The organism is Ruegeria sp. HKCCD7221, assembly GCF_013031225.1.
In the GTDB taxonomy this organism is placed as follows: domain Bacteria; phylum Pseudomonadota; class Alphaproteobacteria; order Rhodobacterales; family Rhodobacteraceae; genus Ruegeria.
In genome coordinates this window covers 132,820-148,556 of record NZ_WPZE01000005.1, presented here as the reverse complement: position 1 = coordinate 148,556, position 15,737 = coordinate 132,820, and the positions used below count along the sequence as shown (strand labels likewise).

The 15,737-nt window shown below is 55.5% G+C and carries 15 protein-coding genes; 6 read left to right on the top strand and 9 right to left on the bottom strand.

The features are described 5' to 3' along the window. The first annotated feature begins 25 nt into the window (after positions 1 to 25). Genes GOX73_RS13975 through GOX73_RS13960 form a run of 4 tightly spaced genes read left to right on the top strand, consistent with a single transcriptional unit; the run spans position 26 to position 3,936 of the window. Positions 26 to 1,150: an ABC transporter permease gene (locus tag GOX73_RS13975; protein WP_171123403.1), complete on the top strand. Its 1,125-nt coding sequence runs from the start codon at positions 26 to 28 to the stop codon at positions 1,148 to 1,150. 1 nt (position 1,151) lies between these two features. After that, entirely contained in the window at positions 1,152 to 1,967 is an 816-nt protein-coding gene (locus GOX73_RS13970; RefSeq protein WP_171123405.1) for an ABC transporter ATP-binding protein, read from the top strand. Positions 1,968 to 1,972: 5 nt separating this feature from the next. Further along, the gene (locus tag GOX73_RS13965; RefSeq protein ID WP_171123407.1) at positions 1,973 to 3,289 is read left to right on the top strand and encodes an MlaD family protein; all 1,317 of its coding nucleotides are present in this window, start codon (positions 1,973 to 1,975) and stop codon (positions 3,287 to 3,289) included. Further along, complete coding sequence (locus tag GOX73_RS13960; protein ID WP_171123408.1) at positions 3,286 to 3,936, top strand: ABC-type transport auxiliary lipoprotein family protein; 651 nt, start codon at positions 3,286 to 3,288, stop codon at positions 3,934 to 3,936. The genes GOX73_RS13965 and GOX73_RS13960 overlap by 4 nt, the downstream gene beginning before the upstream one ends. Positions 3,937 to 3,979: 43 nt before the next feature. Here GOX73_RS13960 and GOX73_RS13955 read toward each other — a convergent pair whose 3' ends face one another. The 3 genes from GOX73_RS13955 to GOX73_RS13945 are packed head-to-tail and all read right to left on the bottom strand — an operon-like array spanning position 3,980 to position 8,093. Next, positions 3,980 to 5,917: a VWA domain-containing protein gene (locus GOX73_RS13955; RefSeq protein ID WP_171123410.1), complete on the bottom strand. Its 1,938-nt coding sequence runs from the start codon at positions 5,915 to 5,917 to the stop codon at positions 3,980 to 3,982. After that, a complete protein-coding gene (locus GOX73_RS13950; protein WP_171123412.1) occupies positions 5,907 to 6,452 on the bottom strand; it encodes an RNA polymerase sigma factor in 546 nt (181 codons plus the stop codon). Before GOX73_RS13950 ends, GOX73_RS13955 begins: the two co-directional genes overlap by 11 nt. 60 nt (positions 6,453 to 6,512) lie before the next feature. Further along, the gene (locus GOX73_RS13945) at positions 6,513 to 8,093 is read right to left on the bottom strand and encodes an FMN-binding glutamate synthase family protein (protein WP_171123414.1); all 1,581 of its coding nucleotides are present in this window, start codon (positions 8,091 to 8,093) and stop codon (positions 6,513 to 6,515) included. Between the two features lie 173 nt (positions 8,094 to 8,266). Between GOX73_RS13945 and GOX73_RS13940 the strand changes: the two genes are divergently transcribed. Next, positions 8,267 to 8,680 carry a CrcB family protein gene (locus GOX73_RS13940; protein WP_254429204.1) on the top strand — a complete coding sequence of 138 codons (414 nt, stop codon included), beginning with the start codon at positions 8,267 to 8,269 and terminating at the stop codon, positions 8,678 to 8,680. After that, positions 8,677 to 9,039 carry a fluoride efflux transporter CrcB gene (gene crcB, locus GOX73_RS13935; protein WP_171123417.1) on the top strand — a complete coding sequence of 121 codons (363 nt, stop codon included), beginning with the start codon at positions 8,677 to 8,679 and terminating at the stop codon, positions 9,037 to 9,039. Before GOX73_RS13940 ends, crcB begins: the two co-directional genes overlap by 4 nt. Here the strand turns inward: crcB and GOX73_RS13930 are convergent. From GOX73_RS13930 to GOX73_RS13905, 6 genes are read right to left on the bottom strand one after another with little or no spacing between them, the layout of a single operon-like run. Beyond that, complete coding sequence (locus GOX73_RS13930; protein ID WP_171134978.1) at positions 9,036 to 10,559, bottom strand: DHA2 family efflux MFS transporter permease subunit; 1,524 nt, start codon at positions 10,557 to 10,559, stop codon at positions 9,036 to 9,038. The two genes, crcB and GOX73_RS13930, sit on opposite strands and share 4 nt — an antisense overlap. Further along, positions 10,556 to 11,539, bottom strand: a complete 984-nt coding sequence (locus GOX73_RS13925) for an HlyD family secretion protein (RefSeq protein ID WP_171123421.1) — start codon at positions 11,537 to 11,539, stop codon at positions 10,556 to 10,558. Before GOX73_RS13925 ends, GOX73_RS13930 begins: the two co-directional genes overlap by 4 nt. A 32-nt stretch (positions 11,540 to 11,571) precedes the next feature. Then, a complete protein-coding gene (locus tag GOX73_RS13920) occupies positions 11,572 to 11,898 on the bottom strand; it encodes a cytochrome o ubiquinol/quinol oxidase subunit IV (protein WP_171123422.1) in 327 nt (108 codons plus the stop codon). Then, entirely contained in the window at positions 11,891 to 12,523 is a 633-nt protein-coding gene (locus GOX73_RS13915) for a cytochrome c oxidase subunit 3 (RefSeq protein WP_171123424.1), read from the bottom strand. The genes GOX73_RS13920 and GOX73_RS13915 overlap by 8 nt, the downstream gene beginning before the upstream one ends. Beyond that, on the bottom strand, positions 12,520 to 14,610 hold the full coding sequence (locus tag GOX73_RS13910; RefSeq protein ID WP_171123426.1) for a cbb3-type cytochrome c oxidase subunit I: 2,091 nt from the start codon (positions 14,608 to 14,610) through the stop codon (positions 12,520 to 12,522). The genes GOX73_RS13915 and GOX73_RS13910 overlap by 4 nt, the downstream gene beginning before the upstream one ends. Next, complete coding sequence (locus GOX73_RS13905; protein WP_254429203.1) at positions 14,607 to 15,569, bottom strand: cytochrome ubiquinol oxidase subunit II; 963 nt, start codon at positions 15,567 to 15,569, stop codon at positions 14,607 to 14,609. The genes GOX73_RS13910 and GOX73_RS13905 overlap by 4 nt, the downstream gene beginning before the upstream one ends. Positions 15,570 to 15,737: the final 168 nt, after the last annotated feature.

The following is a 15,737-nucleotide window of genomic DNA, read 5'->3' as shown; positions in this document are numbered from 1 at the left end:
ACGCGGTTTCACATCACATACGCCCATGACACAACCAGCGATTCAATCTGAATGGAACGCCGACGGCGTTTACCTCAAGGTTTCAGGTGAATTGGTGACGCAGTCCCTCAGCAGCGTTGAAAACGCTTTTTCTTCTTTCAAACCTGACGGGACCTCGGTCGTGCTGGATTTGACGAATGTGCAGGCCCTGGACACCGGCGGCGCCTGGCTTGTCGCCGACCTTGCGCGCCGTGTTCAGGCAACGGGGGCAGATGTTCAGTTTCAGGGTGTGACACCTGCATATTCCGACCTGATTGACACGGTTTCCAAAAACATCCCCGACGAACCGGGCGCCGCAACACATCACCGCAACTTTGCCGACTGGGTTGAGAGTATTGGCAAACGAACGGTTGGAGGCTGGAACGACAGCCTGTCGATTCTGGGGTTTCTGGGCCTGACCTTGCATCGTCTGTTCAGAACTGTCCTGATGCCGCGCCGGCTGCGCCGTGCCGCATTGGTGTCGCAGATGGAGGAGGTCGGATTCAAGGCGATCCCGATTGTGGCCTTGATGGGTTTTCTGATCGGCGTTGTTCTGGCTTTTCAAGGCGCAACGCAGCTCAAGCAGTTTGGCGCCGAAATTTTTGTCGTCGAACTGATCTCAATCTCAGTCCTGCGGGAATTGGGTGTTCTGCTGACGGCCATTATTGTGGCGGGTCGGTCTGGATCGGCATTCACGGCCTCGATAGGTTCGATGAAAGTGCAGGAAGAGATTGACGCGATGCGAACCTTGGGGTTGGATCCCATCGAAGTACTGGTGATCCCTCGCGTTGTCGCCCTACTGATCATGCTGCCGATCCTGGGCTTCATAGCTGACATGGCCGCCCTGTTTGGCGGAGGGTTGATGAGCTGGATCGACCTTGATGTCAGCCCGGGCATGTTTGCGACCCGGCTGAAGGAGAACACCGGCATCTGGCACTTTGCCATTGGGATGATCAAAGCGCCATTCTTTGCACTGGTCATCGGAGTCGTCGCTTGTTGGCAGGCAATGCAGGTCAAAGGCTCGGCCCAGAGTGTTGGGCAGCGCACGACCGCTTCGGTCGTTCAATCCATCTTCATGGTCATTGCGCTGGACGCCCTGTTTTCAATCTTTTTCTCTGTCATGGGGGTCTGAAATGGACGGGACACCCCTTGAGAATACCGCAAAGACCGACACAAAACGCGAGGCCGTAATTCGCGTTCGCAATCTGACCAATCAATTCGGCCCGCAAGTTGTACATCAGGATCTAAACCTAGATGTCTGGCGCGGCGAGGTTCTGGGCATCGTCGGAGGCTCTGGCACGGGCAAATCGGTTCTGTTGCGTACAATCGTCGGGCTGAACAAACCGGCAGCCGGCAGCATCGACGTGCTGGGGGTCGACGTTTTGAACGGCCCCGAACAGGAACGACAGCGTATCGAACAACGTTGGGGGGTGGCGTTTCAGGACGGCGCGCTCTTTTCGTCGCTGACTGTCCTTCAAAACGTGATGGCCCCGATGCGCGAACATACAGGGCTGAGCGAAAGCCTGATGACCGCGCTTGGTGGGTTAAAAATCAGTCTGGTAGGGCTGCCGCAATTGAGCTGCGGCAAATTTCCGTCCGAACTGTCGGGGGGGATGCGTAAACGCGCTGCACTTGCACGGGCGCTCGCGCTGGACCCGGAAATCGTTTTTCTTGATGAACCGACAGCCGGTCTGGATCCCATTGGTGCCGCGGCCTATGACGAATTGATCGGCGAATTGCAACACGCGCTCGGCTTAACGGTATTTATGGTCACACATGATCTGGACAGCCTCTATGCCATTTGCGATCGCGTCGCAGTTCTTGCAGAAAAACGCGTGCTTGTTGAAGGCCCGATTGAAGAAATGACCAAAGTCGATCATCCTTGGGTTCAGGAATACTTTACGGGCCCCCGCGCGCGTGCTGCGCAAGAGAAGGGGCAAGACAGGTAGACGTTATGGAAACCCGAGCGAACTATATCCTGATCGGCGCATTTACCCTTGCGGGTATTCTCGGAGCATTTGGGTTCTTCCTGTGGCTGGCAAAATTCGAAGTGTCGCGCCAATACGCCTACTACGACGTGCTATTCGACAACGTATCGGGCCTGTCGGCGGCCGGCGGGGTCAGTTTCAATGGTCTTCCCGTAGGTCAGGTGATCTCGTTGGATCTGGATGAAGAAGACCCATCCAAAGTGCGGGTCCGCATTGAAATTGACGCAGAAATCCCTGTCACGAACGAAACAATTGCGCAACTTCAGTCGCTGGGAGTCACAGGAGTCAGTTACGTGGAACTAACGGGGGGCTCTCCGACTGCAGAACGTCTTCCGCAAAACAGCCTGATCAAAAGCAAGCGAAGTGCGATTCAATCCTTGTTCGAAGGCGCGCCGCTGCTGCTGGAAAAAGCGATCACACTGCTTGAGGACGTCAACAAGATCGTGGATGAAAAAAACCGTGCGGCCGTATCGGATATTCTGGAAAACGTGGCACAGGCAACGGGCCGGTTGGACAAGACACTTTCAGACTTTGAATCACTTTCCTCGGACCTTGGTGGCGCCGCCAAAGAAATTTCGGCATTCTCGAAACGTCTGGATCAACTCGCCGATACTGCAGAAACCACACTTTCAACGGGAACGGATACGCTCAACAGCGTGAAAACCGCGTCTGAATCGGCAACTGAGACCCTGCAAAGCGCGAAAACCACCATCGAGTCCGCTGACCGGATCATTCAACAGGACCTCAAACCGTTTCTTGACCGGGCGTCGACCCTGGCTGAAAATCTGACCGGTCTTTCTAACGAAGGCTCTGTGGCGCTGGCGACGGCGACGGAAACATTCCTCAACGCGAACGAGACACTGGGCTCCGTTACGGGTGCGATGGATACCGCTCAAAAAACGCTGACATCGGCGGAACGCGCTTTTGACTCGGCCAATCGCATAATTGACGAGGATGTCGGTCAGGTTATGGCAGATATCCGCAATGCGGCCAATCAGGTGGCATCCACCGTTACCAACGTCACCGAGCGTTTGGACGAAATCTCAGACGATATCTTAAGCGCGTCACAATCCGCCTCGGAACTTCTAGGAACCATCGACGGCATCGTGCAGGACAACCGGCGTCAACTGTCCGACTTTTTGCGAGTTGGCTTGCCCCAATTCACGCGCTTCATCGAAGAGTCTCAGCGTTTGGTCGTCAGCTTGGATCGGTTGGTGGACAGGGTCGAACGGGACCCCGCTCGCTTCTTACTAGGGACCCAAGCATCGGAGTTTCGCCAATGATCAGGTCATTTCTTACCGCTCTGGCGATCGTTTCGTTGGCCGGTTGCACCGGGCTGGGCACGCTTCAGCAGGCATCCAAGCCAAACGATCTTTATCTTTTGACACCAAAAAGCACCTTTTCCTCGTCCCTGCCGCGCGTCCAAAGGCAGATCGTTGTCGAAGAGCCTTCGGCGACTGCCGCAGTCAACACGGATCAGATCGCAATTCAGCCCACCCCCTTGCAGGTGCAGTACTTATCTAGGGCCCGATGGGTAGATCGCGCGCCGCTGATCGTTCAAACTTTGTTGGTTGAGAGTTTTGAAAACAGCGGCAAAGTGGCCGCCGTCGGCAGATCAACTGTTGGCCTAAGAGCAGACTATGTTGTTGTTCCCGACCTGCGCGAATTCCAAGGTATAGTCGTAAGCGAGACCGACAATTCCTCGACCGTGCGGGTCGAGGTTCGGATGAACATCAAGATCATCGATGAGTTTGAGGACAAGATCATCGCATCTAGCTCGTTCCAGGAAAACGTCGTTGCCGCCAGTGATCAAACTGAAGACTTGGTCACAGCTTTCGATGTCGCCTTGGGCAAGACCATGCGCGACGCGGTCGAGTGGAGTATCCGTAAGATTCACACCCACGCCGCAAACAATCCAAGGTCGTTCTAGACGCGATCGAAAATGGGCGCTGTCTGACAGCGCCCGTCCCAGTTCACCGACCCAATGATTGTGCAATGCGCATCAGCGTAACGGCTTCGGCTCTGTAGCCAAAAGGGTCTTCGCCGCGCGCAGTATTGGCCAGGCGGATTGCATCATCAAAGGTCCAACCCCCAAGATACGCCCCAGCCCTCAGCAATTGTCCAAAGCCAGCTATTGCGTATGAGAACCGCACATCGTCCGTGATCTCTCCCTGCTCAGAAAGAATGGGCTGTTCGATCAAACGGCTTTGTTGCGCACCGGGTTCTTTGTAGCGCATCTTGAAGAACCCAATTTCTTCTGACCCGTTGGAAACAGCTTGCTCGCCATACCGCAACGGGCCGTTCCGGATCGCGTCAGAGCCCACCGGGGTGACTTCGTAGATCGCGGTCACGCTGTGGCCTGCGCCAATATCACCGGCATCTACCTTGTCATTCGAAAAATCCTCACGCCGCAAAACGCGGGTTTCATACCCGATCAGGCGGTATTCGGCGATTTGCGCGGGGTTGAATTCAACCTGAATTTTCACGTCATTTGCAATCGGGAATAATGCGCCGGTCAACTGATCAACCAGAATCTTCCGCGCCTCACCCAATGTATCTATATAAGCCGCCTGCCCGTTGCCGTTTTGCGCCAACGCCTGCATCGTTGCATCATCCAGATTTCCTCTGCCAAAACCCAAAACGCTGAGATATGTGCCGCTGTCACGCTTGCGGGCAATAAAATCCTTCAGTGCTTCGGAATCGGACAAACCGACATTGAAATCGCCATCCGTGGCCAAAAGAACGCGCGTAACCTCGCCCTCTGAACCCATGGTTTCAGCAACTTGGTAAGCCTGCTGTAATCCTGCCTGCCCCGCGGTTGATCCACCTGCCTGAAGCCTGTCCAACGCGTTCAGAATTTTAGATTTCTCTGTTGCGCTGGTCGGCTCAAGAACCTGCCCCGCACTGCCTGCATAAGTAACGATCGAGACCTGGTCTTCGGGTCGCAATTCCGCCAGCAACAGACGGAACGATTGCTTCAGCAAAGGCAGCTTGTTTGGATCCTGCATCGAACCCGATGTGTCGATCAGAAAGACCAAATTCAGAGGGGGACGATCAGCAATTTCGGGCAATGCCCCCTGGATACCGATATGAACCAATTGCGTCGCCTCGTTCCAAGGTGTCGGGCTGACGGTAATGGACGGACGAAATGGGGCGTCCCCTTTTGGCACAGGATGGCTATACGGGAAATAATTCACCATTTCTTCGACCCGAACGGCCTCGGGCGGCGGCAGGTGACCATTCAGAAGCGACGAGCGCACAATCGAATAGGAGGCCGTATCGACGTCGATCGAAAACGTGGAAACAGGCTCTTCCAACGTAACCTTAAGTGGATTTGTCTCCCCGTTCGAAAACGCTTCGGTGTTCTGTTCAATCCGCTTACTGAGCGAGCGCTCTGCCGGCACAGCGACGATTGCGGGCGCTTCCATCACCGCACCCCTACCGATCCTGATGGTCGACTGGTCTGCTTGCGACAAAGCAGTTTCCTGTCGTTTGCTTGTCGCGACAGGTTCGGATGCTTCATCTAACAAGACTTCTGGTGATTGAGACGGAGCGACTTCTTCGCGATCCAATTCGGCGACAGGTTGCGGTAGGTGGTCTTCAACCCGAAAACTGGGCCGGACGACAGTGTCCCGCGTCTGGGGCAGGATGACGACCAATGCGACAGCGGCGATGGCCGTTGTCGCCGTTAGAACTCCACGGTGAGACAGGGCATTCAACATCAATTTGGCTCCTTCTGACAGGCGGGCCAACGGGCCTCGCTTGACAGTGGGACGTTTCGTGGCGCCCGTTCCTTGGGCTGCCACGAAGTTTTCCTGAGCCAAAGCCACATTTGCGGCCCGCCGATTGGCGTCGGGCGTTGGGGTGGCCGCATCCATCATGGAAATCAGCTTGTCCAAATCATCTGTCATCGGCCAGCTCCTCATCTCGCATGGCGCGGAGACGTCTTCGGATTTCAGACATCCGCCAGGACACAGTGCCTTCAGAGACACCCAGCACATCAGCGGCCTGAGCATGGGTCAGTTCGTCTTCCAGCGTTAACGCCAAAGTGTCTTGTAACTCCGTCGGCAACGCCCGCATTGCGCGCTGCAACCAGTCGACGGCCTCTGCGGTCTCGGCTGCCTCGGCTCGTCGCATCTGCTCGACATCCCCCCAGCCATCTGCAGCGCGGCTACGGCTGGCGCGCTTTCGCCGCGCGTCTTCAGCAGCGTTTACGACCACCCGATAGAGCCAAGTCGTAAATCGCGCATCCCCGCGAAATCCCGTGATTTTGGCTGGTAGTGTCAGGCAGATGTCCTGCGTCAAATCCTCGGCTTGGTCGGCGCGTCCGGACAGGCGAAACGCCAGCCGGAATATCCGGTCGTAATGGCGCTCTAACAGGGCGGCAAACGCGTTCGCGTCACCGTTGGCGGCGGCCATTGCAAGATCCTCATCCGAAGTACTCATGCGCATCACGAATGGTAAGACGGATCACAAAGGTCAATCCTTGGCGGTTCTTGAAAAAAATCAGAACCGGGATGCCTGTGCCAAGTCCCAATCGGCCTTGAACTCGGCAGGGATCGACTCCGTCAGCAGCGCCCCCTCCTCCAGAAATGTGTAGAGTTCCCCATACGAATGCTCTCGCTCATCTGCGGTTCGGCGTCGAATGTCCGACGGGCGCAATTCTGACACCGTGCTTTTGCCCATGGCGCCCAACAGCTCACGGAAGCTCTCGAGCGTGGCGTCATGATACCTGTGCACGCGTTGGCGTTTCTGAGGAACATTCACCGCACGCCCCCGCACCGGATCCTGCGTTGCCACACCGGACGGGCAGCGATTGGTATTACAGTGCAAGGCCTGAATGCATCCGACTGCAAACATCATTGCACGGGCGGCGTTGCACATGTCTGCTCCGAGAGCGAATTTTTCCACCATATCATACCCGGTGGCCACTTTGCCCGAGCAGATAATCCGTATTTTATCTCGCAATCCGACGCCGCGCAGGCAGTTGTTCACGAAGATCAGCGCTTCGTTCAACGGCATCCCCAACCTGTTGGTAAACTCAACAGGGGCCGCGCCCGTACCCCCCTCGGAACCGTCAATCGTGATAAAATCCGGCAGGATTTTAGTTTCCAGCATCGCTTTGCAAATCGCCATGAATTCTGATGGGCGACCAATGCACAACTTGAAACCAATAGGCTTACCTTCTGACATGTCCCGCAGGTGCTGAACAAACTCCAGCAGCCCGATCGGTCCGTCAAAAGCAGAATGAATGGGCGGAGAGATTACGTCCTGATGCAGCGGAACGCCGCGAATATCCGCGATTTCCTGATCAACTTTTGCCGCAGGCAATACGCCGCCATGCGATGGCTTTGCCCCCTGAGACAGCTTGATCTCAATCGCTTTGACAACGGGATTTCGGGCCTTTTCAGCGAATTTGTCCTTGTCGAAACCGCCCTCATGGGTTCGACACCCAAAATAGCCAGTGCCAATCTGCCAGATTATGTCTCCGCCTTCGGCCAAGTGATGCGGCGACAACCCCCCTTCACCCGTGTTATGAGCGAACCCACCGTCCTTGGCACCGCCATTCAGTGACCGAATTGCATTCGCACTAAGCGCCCCGAAACTCATGGCCGAGACATTCAGACGGGACGCACTATAAGGTTGTTTGCATTGCGGGCCGCCCAATGTAACGCGCTCTTCGCTTTCCGGTACGTCTTTGGGGGCCAGAGAATGATTTGCCCGGTGATAGCCGACAGTCATGATGTCATATTGGGTGCCGAAGGCCTGAGTATCGACCTGACCTTTCGCCCGTGAATACACCAGACCCCGGATAATTCGGTTAAAGGGCCGACCGCTTTCATTGGTCTCAACAAAATACTGGCGGATTTCAGGGCTTACAAATTCCAACATGTAACGGAAGTGGCCCAGAACAGGGTAATTGTTCAGGACATTGTGCTTGGTGGTCAGCATGTCGTAAAGCCCGATCACCGCATAAGGCACCAGCACAATCAGAAACCAGTAGGCCGGCGGCCAGAAGTAACCCCAGAGCAGAGTTAACGGCAAGCAAACATAGCTGAGGATGTAATAGAGTCTGCGCACAATCATCTTGCTCTCCGATACCGTCATAATCTTACCCAATCGTTGAGCAGATCCACGTTTGCTTGCAAGAGTTTACGCCGCACTTCACAAAAAAGGGCTTCATTGTGAAGTCGGGTCTTCTGTTGATCAGGTTGTTTGCTGTCTGTATCTGGAAAGACAGGTAAATTTGGGCGGGATCATTGGCTGTAAAAAAGACGCGACCAGCGTTTCGGACCTGGGCCCTTATGTTTTTGGCCGTATTTGTCGGCGGGGCCGCTGGTTCGCTGTTGCGAGAAAGCCTTTCAACGACGATTCCGGGTGCCCCGGTTTTTACCGCGACCTTCGGGATCAATGTCGCGGCGTGTTTCGTTCTGGGTTGGCTTTATTCGATCCGACATCGCGTTCATGCTCATGTCCTGCATTTTGGCGCCGTCGGGTTCTGCGGCGGGTTGTCCACCTTCTCGTCTTTTGTCCAAGAGCTCGAGCGTCTGGCGGAAACCAGCGTCGCGAACGCAGCAACCGCCGCCGGGCTAGAAGTCGTCATCGGTATCACAGCGGCCATCCTTGGCGAATGGATCGGACGGTATGCCCTTGACCAGAGGTCAGGTGAATGAGCGACCTGTTCCTTCACGCGATGTTTGGTCTGGGCGGAGGGCTGGGCGCAGTTTTGCGCCATGCAATCGCATTGATGATCCGGCACGATCTTCCAGTTTCGACGCTGATCGTCAATGTGCTGGGAAGCCTAATTTTGGGTTTGTGGATCGGTTATCTTGGGGGTCCCGCCGATATGGGCGAACACGAAAGGCGATTGGTCTTTGGCTTTTGTGGCGGGTTCACGACGTTTTCCAGTTTCGCCTATCAATCACTGGAACTGAGACGAGAGCGCACGATTGCATTGGCCGCAAGCAACATCGTCCTAAGCATCATACTGTGTTGGTCAGCCCTTTGGCTGGGGCTTGTTATCACCCGCTAATGGGCGTGCACAGCGACCTGCGCCCCCGGCTTGGGAGCCCTGCAGAACAACAGCAATGGTATCGTCGCCAACGCCAACAAACCCAAATTGTTGAATACGGTCAAATAAGAGATCAACTCGGCCTGTCGAGAAACCTCCTGACCGAGAATTGCCCCGCCCTCTGCGCTGTCCGGCGTCAAACCAAGCGGTTCCAGATAGTTCTGCGCAGCAGTGCTGTACGGCGTTACGTTTTGGCCCAGCACCGATGTATTGGTCTGCAATCCGCGAACGACCCATGTTCCAACCAAAGAAATTCCAACCGATGATCCAAGCTGTCGTGTGACATTGAACAGACCCGAAGCCTCATCCTGGCGCGCTTGCGAAATGCTCTCAAACGCCAGAATAGACATGGGGACAAACACAAGACCCATGCCTAGCCCGCTTACCGCGCCCGGCCAGGCCAACTGCCAGAACCCCGCGTCCAGATTAAGCGCACCAAGCATGAAATTCCCAATAGCGGTCAATAGCATACCAAGCCCGGCCAGAACACGTGGATCGAACCGGGATGACAAAACCGCGCCCGTCAAAACCATTGAAACGCCCGCCGCAATGCCTCGGGGGATGAACAGGTGGCCGGACTCGATAACCGGATAGTCCAACAAGTTCTGTACAAAGGTTGGCAATATGGCAATGCCACCAAACAGCGAGATAGCAAATCCTGCGATTACCAGATTGCAAAGGGCAAAGTTTCGGTCTGCAAAAAGGCGAAGGTCGACAACCGGCGTTTTTGAGGACAGGCCGTGAACAAGGAACCCAAGCGCGCCAAGAACCGAAGCAATCAGTGCAATCTGAATGACGCGCGAGGACAGCCAGTCCTTGGTTTCCCCCTGATCCAGAACAAATTGCAAGCAACCGATCCCAATCGCCAACAAAGCCAGACCTTTCCAATCGATCCGCACATCTTCGGTTTCGTCGTCAGGCAATTCTCCGGCCAAAAGCAACAACGCCATCGCCGCAACCGGCAGATTTACGAAAAACACCATTCGCCACGAGAAATACTCGGTCAAAATCGCGCCAATCGTTGGGCCAAGTACCGGTGCAACGACGACCCCAAGCCCAAAGACAGCCATGGCCTGCCCTCGTTTCTCGCGCGGGAAGGCATCGAACAAGATGGACTGCGACAAGGGAATTAGGAAAGCCCCGAACATGCCTTGTGCCAACCGGAAGGCCACAATCGTTTCCAAGCTCCAGGACAGCCCACACATGACCGACATGGAGGCAAAACCGATCACAGCCGACAGTATCAATCGCCGCCGTCCCACCCTTCGGGCTACGAACCCGGTAAGGGGCATGACAATAACGGCCGACACAATATAGCTGGTCAGAATCCACGTTGCCTGATCGGTGGTTGCGCCGAAAGCTGCTTGTATATGAGGCAGCGCGACATTGACGATCGTGCTGTCCAACACCTCGAGAATGGCGCTCAGCACCACGGCGACGACGATCACCCGATTGACGTGGCCTGCGGTCGAAGGTGTCATTCCTCGACCTGATCCGAAGTCGTATCTACCGTGACCTTTGTGCTGCCTCCTGCGCGCAAGGGGGCATCCGTTGGATCAAGTTTGACCCGCACTGGAAAGCGGCGCGTGACCTTGACCCAGTTACCAGTGGCATTCTCGGAAGGCAGTAATGAAAACGTATCCCCAGATCCGCGGCCAATGGATTCAACTGTCCCGCTTAGTGTCACCCCCGGCAGCATGTCGATTTGAATTTTTACAGGCTGTCCGGACTTGATACGTGACAGAGACGTTTCCTTGAAATTCGCGTCCACCCACCATTCTGAGGATTCAACAATCGAAAACTGAGGCGCGTTTGCGGGTACAGCGGAGCCGGGGCGCAATGTCAGGTTCGCGATCCATCCATCCGCAGTTGCAAAAACTTTGGTCCAGGCAAGATTGGCCTCGTCAATCTCCAACTGAGCCCGAGCGGACAGAACACCGTCCTGTTTGGCCTGCAAACCGCTTTGCAATGCCAACAGACTTGATTGACTGGTTGTCAGCCGGGCAGAGACTTGCGCGAAATCCGATGTCGCCTGATCCAAGGACGCCTGCGCCAGATCGCCGGTCGCAAAAAGAGCCTTGGAACGTTCAAGATTTTTCTTGGATGTTTCAAAGGCCGACTGTGCAGACGCAACCAAAGCTTCGGCTGCAACGATCTGAGTGGCGTAGGACTCCGCCTGTTGTTCGGCGCTGCCAAGATTTGCCCTGGATTGATCCACCGACGCGCTGAACTGGGTGTCGTCAATTGTAAACAGCAAGTCGCCGACCTTGACTGCTTGATTTTCTACGACCGCAACCTCGTCCACCCGCCCCGTGACCTGAGCGGCCACATTGACGATGTTGGCCCCCACATAGGCATCCTTGGTTGACGGGTACCGTTCTTGATGGCGCCAGAACAGTAGCAGGCCAACGCCCACTGCAATCAGCATTGCCACCGCCGCGACGGCTTTAAAGGATTTCATTTTGACGGTCTCCGTTGTTGATCGCGGTTTGGTCACATTGGAATGGTATGCATTCGGACCGCCAGGTTGCCCATGATCCAGACTGTTCCAACGATGATGATCAGAAGGACCAGCGTTGAAAACAGCACCAGGTCAAGGTCTTCGCGGCTACTGCGCCGACGGTCGATATGAAGGAAATAAACCAGTTGAACGACAAGTTGCACCAGCCCAAGAAGGCCGATTGCCAGATAGACCCCTTTTGTTTCAATCCCAAAGACATAGGCGATGGAAAAGACGGCTATCGTCAGCAAAAGGGAACCGCCGTAACCAATGACATATCGCTGCCGCTCGCGCCGGTGCATTTCGCTGCGTCTATCCATAGGTCAGACCTCCGAAATAAACGATCGTAATGATCCCAATCCAGATCAGATCAAGGAAATGCCAAAACAGCGCCAGCCGAACCACGCGCGACATCAGCAAATCCGTCAGCCCCATCAGTCGCAATTGGATACCCAAAACAATCAGCCACAGACACCCGGCGGCAACGTGCAGACCGTGTAGCGGCACAAGACCATAAAACGCGGAGAGAAACCCGCTGCGCTGCGGGATTCCGCCTTTGTCCGCCATGGCGACAAAGTCGCGGATTTCCAGCACTAGAAAGCTGAGCCCCAATACCAAGGTCACGCCGAACCACAGCACGATACGCGAACGCGGCAGGTTGTATTTCAGGGCCAACATCGCCAGCCCGACCGTCAGGCTGCTTGTCAGAAGGATCAGGGTTTGCGCAAAGATGCTTCTTAGATCAAACAGCTCATGCGGTCCCGGCCCGCCTGCCTGAGCGTCGATCATGGTGATATATATGGCGAACATCAGCCCGAAATAGACTAGATCGCTCATCAGGAAGACCCAAAAGCCGAAGGTGACAACTTCGCTGGCCTTGTCAGCACCCGGATGCCGACGACCAAGGTTCAGGCCGGGATAACTGTGTGTCGGTGCGCGCTTCATGTGGCGACCTCCAGGTCCGGACCAGCACGCCCCCGATTTTCCGAAGAGATTTCAAAGTCACGATTGATGGGGGCAGAGGCGTGGACAAGATCCAGCCAGGCCTCATGCTCCTGTTGAACCTGCGCGGCTGGAATAACCATTTCGATGTCCGTTTTGAACGTCCACGCAACGAAAGACAACAACATCAGAATGGTGACCAACGCCGCCAACCACCAGATCCACCAAACCAAGGCAAACATCCAAACGCCGCTGAGAACGCAGAGTATGAATCCGATCCGCGTATTACGTGGAAGGGTGATGTCCTCATAGGCTTCGGGAGCCGGGTAAGCCTCGCCCCTTTCCTTTGCGGCGGCAAAGTCATCGCGGTCGGTGACATGCGGAATAATGGCAAAGTTGTAAGGCGGAGGGGGTGCGGGAATTGACCATTCCAGCGTGCGGGCATCCCACGGGTCGCCAACTGGGACGCGGGTTTTCTCGCGGTCCCGAATGCTGACCCACAATTGAACCACCACAGCAAGCAGGGCGGACAAAATAACCAGAGACCCCAAAACGGCCACGATCATATATGGGTGAAAAATCGGGTCTTCCCAACTGAAAGACCGGCGCGGCATTCCCATCAGGCCGACAAAGTACAGGGGCAGGAATGTCAGCATGAAACCGACCGTCCACAGGACAACCGTGATACGGCCCCAGGTTTCGTTCAGGCGGAACCCGAAGGCTTTGGGGAACCAGTAGTTATACCCTGCCAGTAGGCCAAACAGGACCCCGGGCAGCAGCACGTTGTGGAAATGGGCAACCAGAAATAGCGTGTTGTGAACCTGATAATCCACAGTCGGGTTTGCAAGGATCACGCCCGAAAGCCCCCCGATGACAAAGAGCATCAGGAACGCCAAACCATAGAGCATCGGCACCGAAAACCGAATACGGCCCCGGAACAGGGTCGCCATCCAGTCATACACTTTTACCCCGGTGGGGATTGCAATCAGCATGGTCGCAATACCAAAGACCGCATTGATCAGCGCACTTTGACCCATTGTGAAAAAGTGGTGTAGCCAGACGGTGAAGGACAGCACCGCAATGGACATCGTCGCGATGACCAAGGAATTGTAGCCGTAAAGCCGCTTGGCCGAGAATGTCGCGAATACCTCGGAATAAATTCCGTATGCGGGAAGAACCAGCAAATAAACCTCGGGGTGCCCGAACAGCCAGAACAGGTTGGCATAGTTCATCATGTTGCCGCCAAGGTCATTGGTGAAGAAATGAAAATCCAGATACCGGTCGGCGGCCAGCATCAAGGCCGCGACACCCAGCGGCGGCATCGCAAATACGATCAGGATCGAGCTACAGATAATCGTCCAGCAATACATCGGCAAACGCATGAATTTCATGCCCGGCGCACGCAGTTTGTAAATCGTCACCGCGAAATTGATCCCGGTCAGCGTCGTCCCGATCCCGGAAGCAACGATTGCCCAAATCCAGTAGTCCGGCCCAACTCCGGGATTGAAAGCGGCACCCGTATAGGGCGGGTAAGCCGTCCAGCCCCCGGTCGAGAATTCACCGACAAGCAAAGAAACCATCAGCATCATCCCGGCCGAGACCGTCAGGCCAAGACTGATCTGGTTCATTACAGGAAATGCGACGTCACGCGCACCAATCATCAGGGGAACCAGAAAGTTCGCCAATCCAAAGACAAAGGGCACCGCCACGAAAAAGATCATGATGGTGCCATGCGTGCTGAACAATTCGGCAAAGTGTTCGGCTTCAAGAAACCCGTCGCCGGGACCCGCTGCTTGTTGCGCGCGCATGACCACGCCTTCAAGGACCCCGCGCGCCAGCATCACGATCGCGAAGACAATATACATGATGCCGATTTTCTTGTGGTCTGCGCTTGTCAGCCAATCGCGCCAAAGCGGTCCCCAAAGGCGGAACCATGTCAGGGCGCCGACAACAACCAGAATACCGACGATCACAACACCCGCAGCGGCATTGGCGACGATTTCGTTCGCGTTCGGAGTCTGAATAAGGCCCGCCAGAGGGAACGACTCCCAGCTTAGCCGGCCAAAGAAACCCGTATCCGCAGAACTCATTGCTGCGCCTCCTGCCCGTATTCTGCCGTTCCCGGCTGTTGATCTGCGGGCAACGGTTCTTCGTGGTGGTATCGGTGCAGGATTGTCTGAAACAAATCCGCGCCTTCTGTGGTGAAATACAGCGCATTATCCGGCATATCAGATGTACCCAAAGCGGCCTGCACCTCATCCCGGTCCGTGCGCATGGCCAATGTTCGGTATGTGTCTGCGTTCAGGGGAATCCCGTTGGCCCGAACGGTGTCCACCCAATCGGAGAATGCGTCTGGCTGCATGGCCAGGGTCTGAAACTTCTGCTTGGTGAAGCCCCGGCCATTATATTGCGTATTTTCACCCTGCATGGTCGCCGGGGCGTCAGCCACAACATGCAGTTTGGTTGTCATTCCCGGCATGGCATAGATCTGGCCTGCCAGAGCGGGAATCATGAAAGATTGCATCACGGTGTCCGTGGTCAACGTCATCGCAATCTGCTGTTTGACGGGTATCCCCATCTCGCCGACGCTGGCGATGCCTAGGTCCGGGTAGATAAACAGCCATTTCCAATCCAATCCCACGACCTGCACATTTAAGGCAGGTGTTTCACCAAAGGGCGCGGCGTACGGATCCAAGCGATGGGTGGCTTTCCAAAGATAGAAGGACAATAAGGCCACGATCAGAACCGGAATACCCCACATGACGAATTCAAGAGGGGACGAGAAGTCCCAGTTTGGCCGATACGCGGCGGCACCTTCTTTGCGTCGCCGGTAACGCACGGCAATCAAGGGTACCAGAACCAGAACAGGCAAAACCGCCAGCATGATCAGGACCGTCGCGCGCAGCAGGTGAAGCCTCTGAACCTCGGCGATTGGGCCACGTGGATTCAGGAAACTGTCACTCGCCCAGGCTGCGTGCGAGTAAAGAGCGAAAACTGTGATCGCAATCCCAAGTGTCTGCCACACGTTTGTGAACCTGATAGTGGCCACTCCTGTCTGTCCTTTCCTGCCTTTGTTTACAGGCAACTATCGGCAGACTTCCGAGTTTTCTCAAGGTTTTTCGTAACCGGGGATTGTCCTGCACCCGGTATGATCAACCGCGGAATTACGCGCAGACAATTGCCGTCAGACGTCAGTGTTGACTTGCCGCAATCCTCG

Coding starts and splice junctions, on each gene's coding strand:
- GOX73_RS13910 (WP_171123426.1), bottom strand. CDS start 14,610: ATGAGTTCTGCGGATACGGGTTTCTTTGGCCGGCTAAGCTGGGAGTCG.
- GOX73_RS13930 (WP_171134978.1), bottom strand. CDS start 10,559: ATGACACCTTCGACCGCAGGCCACGTCAATCGGGTGATCGTCGTCGCC.
- GOX73_RS13925 (WP_171123421.1), bottom strand. CDS start 11,539: ATGAAATCCTTTAAAGCCGTCGCGGCGGTGGCAATGCTGATTGCAGTG.
- GOX73_RS13965 (WP_171123407.1), top strand. CDS start 1,973: ATGGAAACCCGAGCGAACTATATCCTGATCGGCGCATTTACCCTTGCG.
- GOX73_RS13950 (WP_171123412.1), bottom strand. CDS start 6,452: ATGAGTACTTCGGATGAGGATCTTGCAATGGCCGCCGCCAACGGTGAC.
- GOX73_RS13945 (WP_171123414.1), bottom strand. CDS start 8,093: ATGATTGTGCGCAGACTCTATTACATCCTCAGCTATGTTTGCTTGCCG.
- GOX73_RS13960 (WP_171123408.1), top strand. CDS start 3,286: ATGATCAGGTCATTTCTTACCGCTCTGGCGATCGTTTCGTTGGCCGGT.
- crcB (WP_171123417.1), top strand. CDS start 8,677: ATGAGCGACCTGTTCCTTCACGCGATGTTTGGTCTGGGCGGAGGGCTG.
- GOX73_RS13920 (WP_171123422.1), bottom strand. CDS start 11,898: ATGGATAGACGCAGCGAAATGCACCGGCGCGAGCGGCAGCGATATGTC.
- GOX73_RS13915 (WP_171123424.1), bottom strand. CDS start 12,523: ATGAAGCGCGCACCGACACACAGTTATCCCGGCCTGAACCTTGGTCGT.
- GOX73_RS13970 (WP_171123405.1), top strand. CDS start 1,152: ATGGACGGGACACCCCTTGAGAATACCGCAAAGACCGACACAAAACGC.
- GOX73_RS13955 (WP_171123410.1), bottom strand. CDS start 5,917: ATGACAGATGATTTGGACAAGCTGATTTCCATGATGGATGCGGCCACC.
- GOX73_RS13975 (WP_171123403.1), top strand. CDS start 26: ATGACACAACCAGCGATTCAATCTGAATGGAACGCCGACGGCGTTTAC.